16 protein-coding genes and 1 pseudogene are annotated in these 15,534 nt (G+C 44.6%); 15 read left to right on the plus strand and 2 right to left on the minus strand.

From position 1 onward, the window contains the following. Nucleotides 1-798: pseudogene (locus tag FTT86_RS09265) on the minus strand (IS3-like element ISAba14 family transposase); the annotation flags it as partial. 230 nt (nt 799-1,028) lie between these two features. On the opposite strand from FTT86_RS09265, the gene FTT86_RS09270 reads away from it, so the two are divergent. From FTT86_RS09270 to FTT86_RS09330, 13 genes are all read left to right on the plus strand, one after another. Next, nucleotides 1,029-2,309 (plus strand): glycosyltransferase family 1 protein, encoded by a 1,281-nt coding sequence (locus FTT86_RS09270; protein WP_114541315.1) that lies wholly within the window; start codon nt 1,029-1,031, stop codon nt 2,307-2,309. Nucleotides 2,310-2,329: 20 nt separating this feature from the next. Continuing rightward, nucleotides 2,330-2,881, plus strand: coding sequence for a phosphatase PAP2 family protein (locus FTT86_RS09275; protein ID WP_004278361.1), 552 nt, complete (start codon nt 2,330-2,332; stop codon nt 2,879-2,881). A gap of 87 nt (nt 2,882-2,968) precedes the next feature. Continuing rightward, nucleotides 2,969-3,169 (plus strand): Fe-S cluster assembly protein IscX, encoded by a 201-nt coding sequence (gene iscX / locus FTT86_RS09280; protein WP_004278360.1) that lies wholly within the window; start codon nt 2,969-2,971, stop codon nt 3,167-3,169. A gap of 110 nt (nt 3,170-3,279) precedes the next feature. After that, on the plus strand, nt 3,280-3,711 hold the full coding sequence (gene ndk / locus FTT86_RS09285) for a nucleoside-diphosphate kinase (protein ID WP_004647460.1): 432 nt from the start codon (nt 3,280-3,282) through the stop codon (nt 3,709-3,711). Nucleotides 3,712-3,833: 122 nt separating this feature from the next. Further along, entirely contained in the window at nt 3,834-5,069 is a 1,236-nt protein-coding gene (gene rlmN, locus FTT86_RS09290) for a 23S rRNA (adenine(2503)-C(2))-methyltransferase RlmN (protein ID WP_180181069.1), read from the plus strand. Between the two features lie 14 nt (nt 5,070-5,083). After that, a complete protein-coding gene (pilW, locus tag FTT86_RS09295) occupies nt 5,084-5,884 on the plus strand; it encodes a type IV pilus biogenesis/stability protein PilW (protein WP_005103248.1) in 801 nt (266 codons plus the stop codon). Beyond that, a complete protein-coding gene (locus FTT86_RS09300) occupies nt 5,875-6,666 on the plus strand; it encodes a DUF4115 domain-containing protein (protein ID WP_004278356.1) in 792 nt (263 codons plus the stop codon). The genes pilW and FTT86_RS09300 overlap by 10 nt, the downstream gene beginning before the upstream one ends. Before the next feature lie 23 nt (nt 6,667-6,689). Next, nucleotides 6,690-7,811: a flavodoxin-dependent (E)-4-hydroxy-3-methylbut-2-enyl-diphosphate synthase gene (ispG, locus tag FTT86_RS09305; protein WP_085064518.1), complete on the plus strand. Its 1,122-nt coding sequence runs from the start codon at nt 6,690-6,692 to the stop codon at nt 7,809-7,811. A gap of 3 nt (nt 7,812-7,814) precedes the next feature. Next, complete coding sequence (gene hisS / locus FTT86_RS09310; protein WP_085064517.1) at nt 7,815-9,110, plus strand: histidine--tRNA ligase; 1,296 nt, start codon at nt 7,815-7,817, stop codon at nt 9,108-9,110. Between the two features lie 30 nt (nt 9,111-9,140). After that, nucleotides 9,141-9,839, plus strand: coding sequence for a tetratricopeptide repeat protein (locus FTT86_RS09315; RefSeq protein ID WP_004278352.1), 699 nt, complete (start codon nt 9,141-9,143; stop codon nt 9,837-9,839). Then, nucleotides 9,836-10,984: an outer membrane protein assembly factor BamB gene (bamB, locus tag FTT86_RS09320; RefSeq protein ID WP_085064516.1), complete on the plus strand. Its 1,149-nt coding sequence runs from the start codon at nt 9,836-9,838 to the stop codon at nt 10,982-10,984. Before FTT86_RS09315 ends, bamB begins: the two co-directional genes overlap by 4 nt. Before the next feature lie 168 nt (nt 10,985-11,152). Next, nucleotides 11,153-12,562 (plus strand): ribosome biogenesis GTPase Der, encoded by a 1,410-nt coding sequence (der, locus tag FTT86_RS09325; RefSeq protein ID WP_005103252.1) that lies wholly within the window; start codon nt 11,153-11,155, stop codon nt 12,560-12,562. Between the two features lie 138 nt (nt 12,563-12,700). Then, on the plus strand, nt 12,701-13,345 hold the full coding sequence (locus FTT86_RS09330) for a 4'-phosphopantetheinyl transferase superfamily protein (protein WP_180087086.1): 645 nt from the start codon (nt 12,701-12,703) through the stop codon (nt 13,343-13,345). A 23-nt stretch (nt 13,346-13,368) separates the two neighbouring features. Here the strand turns inward: FTT86_RS09330 and FTT86_RS09335 are convergent, their stop codons facing one another. Beyond that, on the minus strand, nt 13,369-14,139 hold the full coding sequence (locus FTT86_RS09335; RefSeq protein ID WP_180181070.1) for an SDR family oxidoreductase: 771 nt from the start codon (nt 14,137-14,139) through the stop codon (nt 13,369-13,371). Between the two features lie 89 nt (nt 14,140-14,228). Between FTT86_RS09335 and mazG the strand changes: the two genes are divergently transcribed. Both mazG and FTT86_RS09345 read left to right on the plus strand, forming a co-directional pair. Continuing rightward, nucleotides 14,229-15,041 (plus strand): nucleoside triphosphate pyrophosphohydrolase, encoded by an 813-nt coding sequence (mazG, locus tag FTT86_RS09340; protein WP_180181071.1) that lies wholly within the window; start codon nt 14,229-14,231, stop codon nt 15,039-15,041. Continuing rightward, nucleotides 15,001-15,423 carry a ComEA family DNA-binding protein gene (locus tag FTT86_RS09345; RefSeq protein WP_005245996.1) on the plus strand — a complete coding sequence of 141 codons (423 nt, stop codon included), beginning with the start codon at nt 15,001-15,003 and terminating at the stop codon, nt 15,421-15,423. The genes mazG and FTT86_RS09345 overlap by 41 nt, the downstream gene beginning before the upstream one ends. Nucleotides 15,424-15,534 lie beyond the last annotated feature (111 nt).

A 15,534-nucleotide genomic window follows, 5' to 3' on the forward strand; every position in this document is an offset into this window, starting at 1 on the left:
AAGCCGAAATACAAAAATCCACCTCCATACTAATCGATACCCTATGCGCAAGTACCTTGCGGCTATGCCAATCAATCACAGCACATAAATAAACAAAGCCTTTTGCCATAGGGATATACGTTATATCCGTAGACCACACTTGATTACTGCGCTGAATAGCCAACCCTTTGAGCAGATATGGATATTTACGGTGAGCTTGATTAGCCTGGCTTAAATTTGGTTTGCAATATAACGCCTGAATACCCATTTTCTTCATTAAAGTACGTGTATGACGTCGTCCTATATGATGTCCTTGACGATTCAACAAATCACGCATCATACGACTGCCTGCAAAAGGATATTGCATATGTAATTCATCAATACATCGCATCAGCTTCAGATCTGATGCACTCACAGGTTTTGGGCGATAGTAATAACAACCACGGGAGACTTTCAGCAGCTTAGCTTGCTTAGATACTGAAATCTGAAGTGAGTCGTCGATTAACTTTTGTGGTTGAAGCGGCCCAGTTTCTTCAACACACCTTCTAAAAAATCAATTTCTAATGCCTGCTCACCGATTTTTGCATGTAGTTTTTTTAGATCGATGGGTGGTTCTGTTGGAGCTTTTGATTGATCGAAAGCTTGCGAGGAAGCTGAGATCAATTGATTTTTCCAGTCAATAATTTGGTTTTGATGAACATCAAACTCAGCACTCAATTCAGCAAGTGTTTTTTCTGCTTTAATCGCAGCAAGTGCTACCTTAGCTTTAAAATCATTTGAATGATTTCTTCTTGGTCTACGTGCCATAAAATACTCCATATATTGATGTTTATAACATCATTTGAGGAGCAGAATATCACTTATAGGAGTTGTTCAAATTTACGGATCCATCTCTGTGAGTTAATTTACTCTTAATTGTTAGTCAAGTTAATTAGATATCTCTATAAGTACATCAACTTCCGAATAAAATGAGAGAAGGGGGTAATATCATTAAAATGCAATAAATAAGCATTAGACTTTAGCTTAAAATATAATCACATAGGTGTGATATGGAACAGCCCTGCACCTCAGCGTTATCGAAAAAAATGTCTGCACTTCAAAATATTAGCTTTGACTTAAAACAGTTGCGACAGCAAAAAACAAAAATGACCCTGCCTTTGGAAGAGTTGACTCGTCCTCGTCTCAAAATAGCCATTGTGACTGAAACCTGGTCTCCTGAAATCAATGGGGTTGCCCATGCTTTATTGCAACTGTGTAAAGGATTACAAAAACAGGGGCATAAGATTTTATTAATTCGTCCGGAACAACGACAAGCCTATAACGATTTTAAGCCGCATAGCGAATGTCTAGTTAAAGCGCATTGCATTCCTAAATATAGTAATTTGCAGTTTGGTAGGCCGCAATTTTTAAAAATCCATCAAGCTGTTGAAACTTTTACACCCGATATTATCCATGTCGTGACCGAAGGTCCTTTGGGTCTGGTAGCTCAACAGCTTGCAAAATTCCATAAAATTCCGGTTTCTAGCGGTTTTCACTCGTCATTTCAGGAATTTAGTCGATTTTTTGATTTGGCTTTTTTACTGAAGCCAATTCAAGGCTATTTAAAGTGGTTTCATAATAATACTGATTTGACCTGTGTTCCGAGTCGAGGCACGGCTCAAGCCTTAAATCAGTTTGGTGTGACTTGTCCCTTGGCAGTTGTGGGCAGAGGCGTCGATCCAGATACATTTTCACCAAAGTGGCGATCACCAGATTTGCGCTATGCTTGGGGAGTTTCAAACGAGACCCGGGTGATGTTGTATGTCGGACGGCTTTCCCCTGAAAAGGAAATTGACGTGCTGATCAAAACCTATTTTGTGCTGCGCCAAGTTCGTCAGCAAGATATACGTTTGGTGGTGGTTGGAGATGGGCCGGATCGCACTCGACTGCAACAACTGAATCAGGATGGCAGTATTGTTTTTACCGGTAGCTTGACAGGAGAAAAACTGTCAGCGGCGTATGCCAGTGCAGATGTCTTCTGTTTTGCCAGTCAGGTTGAAACCTTTGGAAATGTGGTATTGGAAGCGATGGCCAGTGGCTTGCCAGTGATTGCTTATGATTATGCTTGTGCAAACTTGCATGTGCAGCATGGTGAAACGGGATGGTTGAGCAGACTTGGACATCAGCGGGGTTTGATTCAGCAGATGCTCGGACTGCCTGATCTGCAAAGATTACAGCAGATGGGCGCGCAAGCACGTAAAAAAGCCGAAAAAGTAGGCTGGCAATATCCAGTCCGGCAATTTGAACAGGCACTGTATTCACTGGTACAGCAACAGGAATACAGGATATAAAACAAGAAAGGAGCACCAGTGTGAAACTCCAGAATGTAAAGATTAAATTTTTAGAAATCGATTTGAAAGGCTGTGTTTATCTGAATCATTTTTCTCATTCAGTCCGTATTGCCACTTTTTTTAAAATGATTAGCCGCTTAGGAAATGGTGCATTTTGGTATTTTATGCTGATACTGGTTTGGATCATGCAAGGCTTGATCTATACCGTGCAGATTGTTTATCTGATTCTAGGAAGCACCATTGGTACCATGATTTACAAGGTACTTAAAATCAAAACCGTAAGGCCACGTCCTTATCAGGTACATCAAGTGATCCGTTTGGGTGAGCATCCACTGGATCATTTCAGTTTTCCTTCCGGGCATACCTTGCATGCCGTGATGGCAACCACCGTTTTAGGTTATGTCGCACCTTTATTACTGATGCTGATGTTGCCTTTTACGGTTCTGGTCGCAGTGTCCCGAATGGTGCTGGGATTGCATTATCCAAGTGATGTGGCAGTTGGCGCAATTCTGGGTGGCATGATGGCAATTGCCATTGTCCTGACCGCGCCTTATCTGAATATTGTGCTGTAAAAATAAGTGAAAGCCGGAGCAAAGGCTCGCAGATTTTCACAGATTTGTTAAAGTACAGCATCAAAGCAATTATGGTGAGAAATAGAGATGGGTTTACGTTGGACTGACACGCTCGATATCGCGATTGAACTCTATGAAGCGCATCCAGATGTGGACCCGCAGTGGATTCGTTTTACTGATTTACATGCCTGGGTGTGTGCTTTGCCTGAGTTTGAAGATGATCCAACCAAGTCGACTGAAGGTTTGCTTGAAGCCATTCAAATGGCATGGATTGACGAGGCACGCTAAGCCCTCATCTTAAAAAAGCATTTTTTTACAGATGAAAAGCAGAAAAATGCGCATTATCTCGGTATAATGCGCCAAATTTTCATGTCAACAATTGACTTAAGGAGCCTATCATGGCTATCGAACGTACTTTATCTATCGTTAAACCAGACGCAGTTGCTAAAAACCACATCGGCGACATCTTTGCTCGTTTCGAGAAAGCTGGTCTTCAAATTGTTGCAACTAAAATGAAACATTTGACTCAAGCTGAAGCTGAAGGCTTCTATGCTGAGCACAAAGAACGTGGTTTCTTTGCTGACCTGGTTGCATTCATGACTTCTGGTCCAGTGGTTGTTTCAGTTCTTGAAGGCGAAAACGCTGTTCTTGCTCACCGTGACATCCTTGGTGCGACGAATCCTAAAGAAGCTGCTCCTGGTACTATCCGTGCAGATTTCGCTGTAAGCATCGATGAAAACGCTGCTCACGGTTCTGACTCTGTAGCATCTGCTGATCGTGAAGTTAACTACTTCTTCGCTCAAACTGAGATTGCTCCACGTACTCGTTAATTCGCAGTATTCAAGCCAGATAAGTGTTATTATACTTATCTGGTTTTTTTATTCTCTGAATAATTCTTTGCTCACATATTGAGCTTCTCCTTTCATCTTTAGACATGGTTTAGGTAATACACATGAGTACTGAAGCAGTCGCTGTATCAGCAGTTTCTGAGCCACAGCAACACACTCCATCCGCTCCAGCACAGGCAAATACTGTCGAGAAAGTGAATTTACTTGGCATGTCACGTCCGCAAATGGAAAAATTCTTTGAGGACATGGGTGAGAAGAAGTTTCGTGCCGGGCAGGTGATGAAATGGATTCACCAATTTTTTGTGACTGATTTTGCTGAAATGACCAATATTTCAGGAAAACTGCGTGAAAAATTAGAAAAGATTTGTGAAATTAAAGCGCCTGAAGTGGTGCATAAAAACTATTCCAAAGATGGAACCCGTAAATGGGTATTCCGTGTTGGCGACGGTGACGGTTCCCTCGTCGAAACCGTATTGATTCCTGCTGAACATCGCAGTGGTTTACGTCGCACTTTGTGTATTTCTTCACAAGTAGGCTGTGCACTGGACTGTTCATTCTGCTCAACCGGTAAACAGGGTTTCCAGCGTGATTTGACCCAAGCCGAAATTATCGGTCAGCTCTGGATGGCGAACTATTCCTATATGGAAGATGTGCCTGTACTTGAGCGTGAACGTTCAGTCACGAACGTGGTGATGATGGGCATGGGCGAGCCATTGCTCAACTACGATGCAGCATTGAATTCAATGCGTATTATGCTGGATGACTTTGCATACGGCATGTCAAAACGTCGTGTGACTTTATCGACTTCTGGTGTTGTGCCGAAAATCGATCAGATGGTCAAAGATATTGACGTGGCGCTGGCTATTTCATTGCATGCGCCAAATGATGAACTGCGTAACGAGCTGGTGCCGATCAATAAAAAATATCCGCTTGAGCAGCTGATTGCTGCATGTCAGCGCTATATTGCTAAAGATGGTAACGAAAGTTCACGTAAACATGTGACGATTGAATATGTGATGTTAGATGGCGTGAATGACCATCCTGAACATGCTCAGCAAATGATTAAGCTGTTGAAGAATTTGCCAAGCAAGATTAATTTGATTCCTTTTAATCCGTTCCCGCATGCGCCATATGGCCGCTCAAGCCGCAACCGGATTATTTCTTTCCAAAAAACTTTGTCTGATGCCGGTTTTGTGTGTACGATTCGTCAGACACGCGGTGATGACATTGATGCCGCGTGCGGACAGTTAGTCGGACAAGTTGCTGACCGTACCCGTCGTGCGGAACAGTGGAAAAAGAAAATTGCGCAATCGAATGAGATCATGCGCTCACAAGGATAATAAGAGGTCGCCAGTTGAGAAATCTAACATCAAAGTTTGCTTTGATTTCAACAGTATGTGTGTCTTTGGTTTTAGTCGCGTGTCAGACGCCAGATCTGGGTCAGAAAGACCCTGAAAAGGCCACCAAAGTCCGTACCCAATTGGCGGTAGAATATCTGAGAACAGGTGACCTGGATGCAGCCAAACGTGCGCTGGATCAGGCACTTGAAAGCAGTCCGCGTGATTCTCAAGCGAATATGATGATGGGCGTGCTACTGCAACAGGAAGGTAGTAAGCTTAATCTCGAAAAAGCAGATCATTATTTCAAGCGTGCGATTTCGGCAGATCCGAAAAATGCGCAGGCGCGAAATAATTACGGCACTTATTTATATCAGCTTGAACGCTATAATGATGCAATCGAGCAGTTTCAAATTGCTGGTGCCACGTTGGGTTATGATCAGCGATTCCGCGCACTGGAAAATATGGGGCGGATTTACCTGAAACTGGGTGATACAGCAAACGCTGAAAAATCATTCAAACAGGCGCTGCAAGCCAATCGCGATTCTTATATTTCAATGTTAGAGTTGGCAGAAATATTTTATTTGAACCAGCAGTTCCCGGCGGCGACACAAATGTATCAACAGTTTGTGCGTGGTGTGGGACAGAAAAATCAGGGTGCCCGTGCGCTCTGGGTCGGCATTCGCACTGCGCGTGCCGGGGGTGATCAGTTGGGTATGCAGGTATTGGTCAACCAGTTACGTGCACTCTTTCCTGAAAGCCAGGAATACCAACGTTATTTGCAATTACAGTACAGTACTGAGGCCGTATGGAAGTAAATCCTAATTCACCATCGAATCATTCGAGCGTAGCTCCAAATGCGTTAGGAAATATTCAACGTCCGGGCGAGTACTTGCGCCAGATTCGTATCAATCAGCAGCGCAATCTGGAAGATGTAGCGAAAGAGCTGAACATTCCGGTCAAAACCCTGACTGCTCTTGAGCAGGATGAATACAAATCTTTGCCAGAAGCGACCTTTATCAAAGGTTATTACCGGACTTATGCCAAATTTCTGGGTGTAGATGCGTCTAGTATTATTCAGCGTTTTGATGAAATCTATACCAATGATACCGGGTTGCTGCCGAATCATGCCCTGAACAATTCTCCAATTAAAATTATGGGGAAATTACCAGGTTCCAAGCGTGACCGTAATCGTAAGTGGTTAAAGCGCATTTTTATTACGCTGGTACTTTTGCTGATTTTGGGCGCACTGTTTGCCATGATTCAGAACTGGTCGAGTAGTAATTCCCAAAATAGCACTGAAGTCTCTGGAGTAGGCGCTTCTAATGTCGAGATTCTGAATCTGGATACAGGTGCCGCACTTTCCGGTGATCAGCTGAAGCTTGATTTTAACCGTCCGACTTCGGTGCATATTGTCGACTCGGCGGGTAATGTTCTGGCAACTGGCCGTCAGGCATCGAGCTTGCAACTGAATGGTGAAGCGCCATTCCAGATTCGTCTGGATGATGCATCGGCTGTATCACTCAGTTTAAATAATGAAAATATTTCATTGTCACCCTACACTGTGAACGGAAAAGCAGAATTCCGTTTATCACCTTAACAGATCAAGAGTAGAGCAGAACGATGATCGTAAATCCAATTAAACGTCGTCCAACACGTAAAATTCGTGTGGGTTCAGTTTATGTGGGTGGTGATGCACCAATCAGTATCCAGTCGATGACTAATACTGAAACCTGTGATGTAGCAGCTACGGTTGCACAGATTCAGCGCTGTGTAGATGCCGGTGCAGACATCATGCGGGTTTCTGTGCCTACCATGGAAGCCGCGGCGGCATTTGGTGAAATTCGCAAGCAGGTCAATGTACCTTTGGTCGCCGATATTCACTTCGATTATAAAATTGCTTTGGCAGTTGCGGATTTGGGTGCAGACTGCCTGCGGATTAACCCGGGCAATATCGGTTCGGAAGCGAAAATCCGTGAAGTGGTGGCCGCGGCACGTCATAACGACATTTCCATGCGGATCGGTGTCAATGCCGGCTCACTGGAAAAAGATATTCAAAAGAAATATGGCGAGCCGACGGGTCAGGCACTGCTTGAATCTGCGATGCGTCATATCGATATTCTAGACCGTCTGGATTTCCAGGAATTCAAAATTTCAGTCAAAGCCTCGAATGTGTTCCTGACCATGGAGGCGTATCGTTTGCTGTCACAGCAAATTGATAATCCACTCCATCTGGGTGTCACAGAAGCAGGTATTTACCGTACCGGTTCGGTTAAATCTGCGATCGCTTTGGGTGGCCTGCTGATGGAAGGCATCGGGGATACCATGCGTATTTCCTTAGCTGCCGAGCCTGAAGAAGAAATTAAAATTGGTTTTGATATTCTGAAATCGCTGGGTCTGCGCTCCAACGGGATTAACTTCATTGCCTGCCCAAGCTGTTCACGTCAGGAATTTAATGTGATTTCGGTGATGCAGCAACTTGAAGAGCGTTTAGAAGATATTCGTACCCCAATGGATGTCTCTGTCATTGGCTGTAAGGTCAATGGGCCGGGCGAAGCTAAAGAAGCCGATATTGGTGTCGTAGGTGCAGCACCACGTTCACTGGTGTACCGTAATGGTGAAAAGAGCCATTTAATTGACACGAATCAATTGGTTGATGAAATCGAAACCATGGTTCGTCAACGTGTTTCCGAGCTTGAAGAAGCTAAATCTAAAGAAATTATTCGTACAAGTTTTCCTGAGTAGATCATGAGTTCAATCGTCGCAATCAAAGGTTTTAATGACATTCTCCCAACGCAAACCCCAGCTTGGAGACGTCTTGAACAGCATCTATCCGGTTTGATGGATGCCTATGGCTATCAACAAATCCGTTTGCCTATCGTAGAACAGACCAACTTGTTCAAACGTTCGATCGGTGATGCAACCGATATCGTTGAAAAAGAAATGTATACCTTCCTCGACAAGGGTAATCCGCCTGAATCGTTGACTTTGCGTCCTGAAGGGACGGCAGGTTGTGTACGTGCCATGCTAGAGCATAACCTGCTGCGCGGTGCGACGCCTCGCGTCTGGTATATCGGACCCATGTTCCGTTATGAAAAACCGCAAAAAGGTCGTTACCGTCAGTTTCACCAGTTTGGTGTGGAAACCTTTGGTGTGGCAACGCCAGATATGGATGCTGAACTGATTCTGATGACGGCGCGTCTGTGGAAACGTATGGGTGTGGCAGACAAGGTTCAGCTTGAGTTAAATACACTCGGTGAGTCGGATGAGCGTGCAGCATATCGTGCGGCACTGGTTGAATTTCTGGAGTCGCATAAAGCGGATATGGATGAAGATTCACAACGTCGTTTAACCACCAATCCACTGCGTATTCTAGATTCTAAAGATGCCAAAACACAAAGCATCTTGGAAAATGCACCGAAACTTCATGATTTTATGGGTGAAGAAACGCTGGCGCATTTTACCCAGCTACAACAGTACTTGACCGATGCAGGCATCAGTTTTGTGATCAATCAAAAACTGGTACGTGGTCTGGACTATTACAACAAAACTGTTTTTGAATGGACCACAACCCATTTGGGTTCACAAGGTACAGTTTGTGCCGGTGGCCGTTATGACGGTCTAGTGGGTCAACTTAAAGGAAAGGCAGATCAGTCTGTCCCTGCGGTCGGTTTTGCTATGGGGATCGAGCGTTTATTGCTTCTGCTGGAACAGGTTGAAGACAATACCCCGACACGTGATTGTGAGGTTTTCCTGGTGGCTGAACCGGCTTCTCAAGGTAAAGCTTTGGTCATTGCGGAGCAGATCCGTGATCAGCTTGAAGCAGCAGGCAGTCAGGTTCGTCTGAAAGTAGGCTCACAGGGTTCAATGAAATCGCAAATGAAAAAGGCTGATCAAGCCGGTGCTTTGTATGCGGCGATTTTGGGTGAACGTGAACTGGAAGCTCAGGCGTTTACTGTGAAAGAGCTGGCAACCGCAGAGCAATCGAATGTACCATTTACGGACTTCGTTGCATTTTTTAGTACTAAAATTTCTTCAAAATAATCGATAAAACATTAGGAAAAGGGTAATCTCATGAGCGCAATGAGTGGTGATGAACAGTTTGAAAGCTTAAAATCCTTTACGAAGAAATATGGTTCTTCGATGATTACCGGGATTTTAATTGCGCTGATTGCCTTTTTTGGATGGGAATATTGGCAGAAGAAAAACCTGGCAGAGTCGCAAATGCACACTGCCAAGGTTCAGCAGTTGATGGATGATGCACAGGCATCGAAAGGTGATGGTTTTGCCAAGTTGTCTGAAGCTGCGGACAAGATTGTCAAGGAAGCACCTGATTCAGCTCAGGCGATTCAGACCCAGTTGGTGATGGCTAAACTGGCTTATGACAAAGAAGATTATGCTGCGGCCGAGAAAGCGCTACAGAAAGTTGAAAACTCGAAAGTAGACGATAAAGGTCTGGTTCAGGTCGTCAAACTTCGTCTGGCCTATGCACAACTGGCACAGAAAAAATATGATGCTGCATTGAAAACTTTAGAAGCAGTCACTGAGCCTGCATTTAAAGCAACTGCCGATGAAGCACGTGGCGATATCTATGTTGCCAAAAATGATATTGAAAATGCTAAAAAAGTATATCAAAGTGCATGGGATGCTTTGATTGAACGTAAAGAAGAACGTCAGATTTTACAAATTAAGCTCGAAAGCGTAGGCGTATTGGTCGATGATCCGGAAATCGAACGCCCAATTATAGAAACACAAGCGGAAGAAGCTGAATGAATAGAAAATACAAAATTACCTGTGCCTTGACTGTTTTAACGCTTGCATTGGCTGGCTGTGCGGGTAAAACCAATAAAGTTCCAGAAGTAAAACCGAATCCACTTCCAAAACTGACTCAAGCCAAAACCCTGGTCCCTGTATTTTCCACCAGTGTGGCTTCGACAGATGCTGCTGATCCGTTGCGTTTACGTCTGGATGCAGATAATGGTGTGGTCTTTGCAATTGATCCGAAAGGCGAAGTGTCTGCATTTAAAGGCAAACAGCGTCTGTGGCAGAAAAAAGTCAGCAAAGACAATTTAAGTTCTGGTGTTGAAGCTGCTGAAGGTCTTGTTGTCGTGGGTAACCAGAAAGGTCAGCTGTTTGCGCTGGATCAGCAAACCGGCGATCAGAAATGGACTGCGCAATTGACTGGCGCTTTACTGGCACCTTCACTGATTCATGCAGGGCGTGTCATTAGTGTTAGCAATGACGGCACAGTATATGCGCATGAAATTGCGACGGGTGCGCAAGTTTGGACTTATAACTTACCTAATGTACAATTCAGCCTGCGTGGCATGGCTGCACCTGTTGCATTAGATGCTCGTAATGTACTGATTGCATCTTCCAATGCTTATATCTATGCACTGGATGCCTTAAGCGGTGTGCCAAAATTACAGCGTCGTGTCGCAGTGTCGGATGGGCGTTCTGATATCCAGCGTCTGGTTGATATTGACGGGGAACCGGTCGTTGCAGGCCAGTTTGTGGTGACCACCAGTTATCAAGGTCAGGTGACTGTGCTGGATTTAGCTTCACAACAGGTGGTCTGGAGTGAAGATGCCAGCAGTATCCAGCGTCCAGAAGTTGTGGGCAATGGTGTATTTGTGGCGCAAACCGATGGCAAAATCAAAGCCTTTGAGATTACTTCGGGTCAACCGCTTTGGGAAAATGACCAGTTGCTGAATCGCAAGTTAAGTAATCCGGTGATGCTGGGTACTGACCTTGTAGTCGGTGATCTGGATGGTGTCTTGCACCTGATTGATCCGCGTACTGGACAGATTACTGGTCGTTCGAAAACTTCTGGGGAAGTGCGTAGCTTACGCGTCATCGACAACCAGCTTTATGTTTCTACACGCAAGGGCGCATTAAGCATTTGGCAGAACCGTTAATTTTAACGAGCCTTATGCTAAACTAGCCACAACCGTATTTTTGTGAACGCGGGGTGATTGAAAAATCAATGCCCCGTGTTTTTATTTAGGGTATTTCCCCCTTATATCTTCCTATGCTTTCTGATGTTCAGGCCACTTTGACGCCTGATATTGAATAAAGGTTACTCTATGAAACCCGTAATTGCGCTCATTGGTCGTCCGAACGTCGGAAAATCGACGCTGTTCAACCAGATTACCAAGAGCCGTGACGCATTGGTGGCAGACTTTGCAGGTCTGACACGCGACCGTAAATATGGCGATGCTACCTATCAAAATAAATCCTTTATTGTTGTCGATACCGGCGGTATTGGCGAAAATGAAGGTGGTATTGATTCATATATGGCAGAGCAATCCAAGACTGCCATTCATGAAGCCGATATCATCATTTTTGTGGTTGATGCGCGTGCCGGACTGCTGGCATCTGATGAACAGATTGCCCGTGAATTGCGTACTTTAGGCAAAAAAGTCTTTCTGGTGGCCAACAAGGTCGACGGCGTACATGCTGAAGCTGCCTTGGTTGAATTCTACAAACTGGGTATGGGCGAGCCGCTACAAGTGGCAGCCAGCCATGGTCGTGGTGTTCAGCAGATGCTGGAAGATGTACTTGCTGATGTACCTGAAGATGAAAATCCGGAAGAGCATGACAAAAACACGGGTCTGCGTTTAGCGATTATTGGTCGTCCGAACGTAGGTAAATCCACGCTGGTGAACCGCTTGCTCGGTGAAGAGCGTGTGGTGGCATTTGACCAGCCGGGTACAACACGTGACTCGATTTATATTCCATTCGAGCGTGATGGCCGTCAATACACCCTGATTGATACTGCCGGGGTGCGTCGTAAAGGTAAAGTCGATGAAATGATTGAGAAATTCTCGATTGTTAAAACTTTACAGGCGATGAAAGATGCCAACGTAATTGTTGTTGTGGTTGATGCGCGTGATGGTATTGTTGAGCAGGACTTGCATTTGATTGGCTATGCGCTTGAAGCGGGTCGTGCCATGGTCATTGCAGTCAACAAATGGGATAACATGACTGAATATGATCGTAAGCAATGTAAGCTCGATGTAGAGCGTCGCTTCGATTTTATTCCATGGGCCAAAGTACATTTGATTTCTGCATTGCATGGAACGGGTGTGGGCGATCTTTATCCATCGATTCACCGTGCTTATGATTCATCTCGTTTGAAAGTATCACCGGCAAAAATCACCCAGATTTTAAATGATGCGACAGAGGCTCACCAACCACCTATGGTTCAGGGTCGTCGTATTAAAATGCGTTACGCACATATGGGTGGACAAAATCCGCCGACGATCGTGATTCATGGTAACAAGGTGGATAAAACTCCTGCGGATTATCGTCGTTACTTGGAAAACGTGTTCCGTAAAGTGTACAAGCTTGAAGGTACACCGATTAAAATCGAGTTTAAAACTTCTGAAAACCCGTTTGAAGGCCGTAAGTCTCAAGTGGATGAGCGTGCAGCTGCGCGTAAACGTCGTTATGTACAGAAGTTCAAGAAAGCCGAGAAGAAATTTAAACGCTAATTCTATAGTTTAAATTTTTCGGATAAAAAGCCTGCGTAAAGCGGGCTTTTTGTTTTGAGAAAATAATGAATTTCTCTCCCAATAAAAGTGTGAATTCTTTTACACTCAAATCAATTGATATCTTTTTAATGGATTCACGTGGCTCGGCTGATTCAAATTCATCTGCATCAACTTTCTGATCTGACTTGTCATTCGTTGTCAGACCGCAAAACCCAGGTTGCCGAACGGAAACGCGAAGTGGCGTGTTTGCGTAATCAGCTTTTATCCCAATCTTTTGAATTGCCAGTTAGCGATCAACAGGTGGTGCGGACGAATTTCGGCAAGCCTTATTTAAATGACTATCCGGACTTCAGTTTTAATCATAGTCATAGTCAAAATTTCTACGCCCTGGCCACGAGCAGGAATGTCCAAAACTTGGGAATTGATATTGAAGAACTGAGTCGTAAGGTTCGTTTTGAAGCCTTGGCACAACATGCCTTTCATCCCGAAGAATTAAAACATTGGAAAACGCTGGCTTATGATCCCGAATACTGGTTTAAAGTCTGGACGACTAAAGAGGCCGTGTTAAAGGCATCAGGCTTGGGAATCCGGATCAACCTGAATGAGCTCAATACCAATATCCATCCTGAGCAAAATGGTGGGCGCTGCGAACATCCAGAGATTGGCATCTATGCCTATCAAAATTATACGCTTGCTGGCTGCATGCTCACCGTGGCCTGGCAAAGTGAGGATTCCTGCAAGGGATTGAGATTTCCTGTGATCCAGATTCATCACACTGTCTAAAACAGAATCAACCCAAATATTTTTTATTTTCTAGAAATGATCAGATTACTCAGCCGATTCACAAATTGTGGACTCATCCGCGATAAATGAAATAAAAACTGGCTTTTGAATCCGACAGGATGATGGGTGGCTTGCCAGATGGAATCTTTGAGTTCTGCCAGTTTAAGAATATCTTGTGCAACATCTTCTGCTTTTAAATGCACGCCCATCTTTTTGATGCTTTCTGCCTGCATATCTTTGACCATGGCGGTACTGACGAAAAGCGGCATAACATCCAAGACTCGAATCCCATAGGGTTGCCACTCAATATCCAGACTTTCAATCAGGCCACGCACTGCAAACTTGCTGGTGGAATAACTGCTTAAATCGGCCTGGCCATAAATCGCCGAAGCGGAAGATAGATTAATGATGCGGGCAAATGAAGATTCTTTTAAATAAGGGAAAGCGGCATGACAGCCGTTCATGACCCCTTTGACATTAATATCCAGAGTCCGGTGATGTGCATCAATAGTAGTATCTTCAAAAGGCCCTGAATATAGGATCCCGGCATTATTGACCAGAATATTGATTTCACCTGCCCAAGCTGAAAATTCGGCTAAAGCTGTTTCCCAGGAAGCGTAGTCAGCCACATCCAGAAAACCGGCTTTGGCATGTTCGCCCAGTTGCTGGGCCAATTGTTCTGCCTGCTCCACCTGAACATCATAAATGCCCACCTTGTAGCCGTGCTGGTAAAATAGGGCGGCCGTCGCGGCACCAATTCCTTGTGCTGCACCACTAATCAATATACTGTGCATGTGCCTGATCTCCTTATTGTCTTTTTTTTGAGCATAACAAGAAACCGGCAGATTGACGCGACTATTTGGTAAAAAAGAGGTTTTTGAACATGGAGCAACTAATCAAGATCATGCGCGAATTACGTGAAAAATGTCCATGGGATCAGCAACAGACCCCCGAATCTCTGACCAAATATGCGATTGAGGAAGCTTACGAAGTCGAAGCGGCAGTCCGCTCTGGAAAAGTCGACGATGTCCGCGATGAGCTGGGTGATTTGCTGTTACAGGTAGTGTTCCAGTCGCAAATGTACAGCGAGCAGGGGGCTTTCGATTTTCAGGATGTGGTGCAGGCCATTACCGATAAACTGGTTCGCCGTCATCCGCATGTATTTCAGGCGGAACAGTTTGCGCAGCTCAGCCCAGAAGATGTGTCTGAGTTATGGAAAGAAATCAAACAGCAAGAAAAGCAGGGTAAGCCGCGTTCACGCCTGGATCAGATTAAACATGCACCGGCTTTGGTACAGGCCGATGAAATTCAAAAAAATGTCGCCAAAATTGGTTTTGATTTTCCGGACATGGCGGGTGCTTATGCCAAGCTGGAAGAAGAACTGGCTGAATTAAAAGAAGCGGTAGCCGGACAAAATTCCGATGAAATACAGGAAGAATTTGGCGACTGCTTATTTTCTCTGGTGAATGTTGGACGTAAACTTGGCATCTCCAGCGAGATGGCATTATTGGGGACGATCCATAAATTTCGGACCCGCTTTGCCTTGATGGAAGATCAGGCAGAACGACAACAATTAGACTTGGAAAAGCTGTCACTAACTGAACTTGATCAGCTGTGGGAACAGGCTAAATTAGAATTAAAACAAAGAGCAGCACATGAAAAAAACACCTTATCGAATCGGTCCAACATGGATTAATCTTCTTCTGAGTTGCTGGCTGGGCTTTATTTCTATCGGAACAGCGCATGCGACTGCGACCGATTATATGGAATGGAAGACCCAACAACAGCAACACGACGCCCGCCTGAAGAAAAAAGCTGCCGCTACGGCTTCATCAGAAAGCAATCACTATCTGGCGAAGCCTGCATTATCGGCATCTTCTGCTGCTGATAAAATCAGTTTAAATAATGCAACTGTAGAGCAATTACAGCAGCTAAATGGTATTGGTCAAAAAAAGGCTGAAGCGATTATTGAACATCGGCAAAAAAATGGAAAATTCAAAAGCATTGAAGAGATCCAGCTGGTCAAAGGGATTGGGCCGGCATTATTTGCCAAAAACAAGGCCAAACTGGCCTTGTAAGGCGACAGTATGGATCATGACTAGCTGATTAATTTGACTCGCAGGATTGACATAATCAAATTGCCCTTTAGTCGTGTAAGCGATATGATTAGCGTCATCTTAGAATTTTAC

It is taken from the genome of Acinetobacter sp. YH01021 (assembly GCF_013420255.1).
Lineage (GTDB): Bacteria > Pseudomonadota > Gammaproteobacteria > Pseudomonadales > Moraxellaceae > Acinetobacter.

Coding starts and splice junctions, on each gene's coding strand:
- FTT86_RS09345 (WP_005245996.1), top strand. CDS start 15,001: ATGAAAAAAACACCTTATCGAATCGGTCCAACATGGATTAATCTTCTT.
- bamB (WP_085064516.1), top strand. CDS start 9,836: ATGAATAGAAAATACAAAATTACCTGTGCCTTGACTGTTTTAACGCTT.
- FTT86_RS09315 (WP_004278352.1), top strand. CDS start 9,141: ATGAGCGCAATGAGTGGTGATGAACAGTTTGAAAGCTTAAAATCCTTT.
- mazG (WP_180181071.1), top strand. CDS start 14,229: ATGGAGCAACTAATCAAGATCATGCGCGAATTACGTGAAAAATGTCCA.
- der (WP_005103252.1), top strand. CDS start 11,153: ATGAAACCCGTAATTGCGCTCATTGGTCGTCCGAACGTCGGAAAATCG.
- hisS (WP_085064517.1), top strand. CDS start 7,815: ATGAGTTCAATCGTCGCAATCAAAGGTTTTAATGACATTCTCCCAACG.
- ndk (WP_004647460.1), top strand. CDS start 3,280: ATGGCTATCGAACGTACTTTATCTATCGTTAAACCAGACGCAGTTGCT.
- FTT86_RS09335 (WP_180181070.1), bottom strand. CDS start 14,139: ATGCACAGTATATTGATTAGTGGTGCAGCACAAGGAATTGGTGCCGCG.
- FTT86_RS09270 (WP_114541315.1), top strand. CDS start 1,029: ATGGAACAGCCCTGCACCTCAGCGTTATCGAAAAAAATGTCTGCACTT.
- iscX (WP_004278360.1), top strand. CDS start 2,969: ATGGGTTTACGTTGGACTGACACGCTCGATATCGCGATTGAACTCTAT.
- rlmN (WP_180181069.1), top strand. CDS start 3,834: ATGAGTACTGAAGCAGTCGCTGTATCAGCAGTTTCTGAGCCACAGCAA.
- ispG (WP_085064518.1), top strand. CDS start 6,690: ATGATCGTAAATCCAATTAAACGTCGTCCAACACGTAAAATTCGTGTG.
- FTT86_RS09300 (WP_004278356.1), top strand. CDS start 5,875: ATGGAAGTAAATCCTAATTCACCATCGAATCATTCGAGCGTAGCTCCA.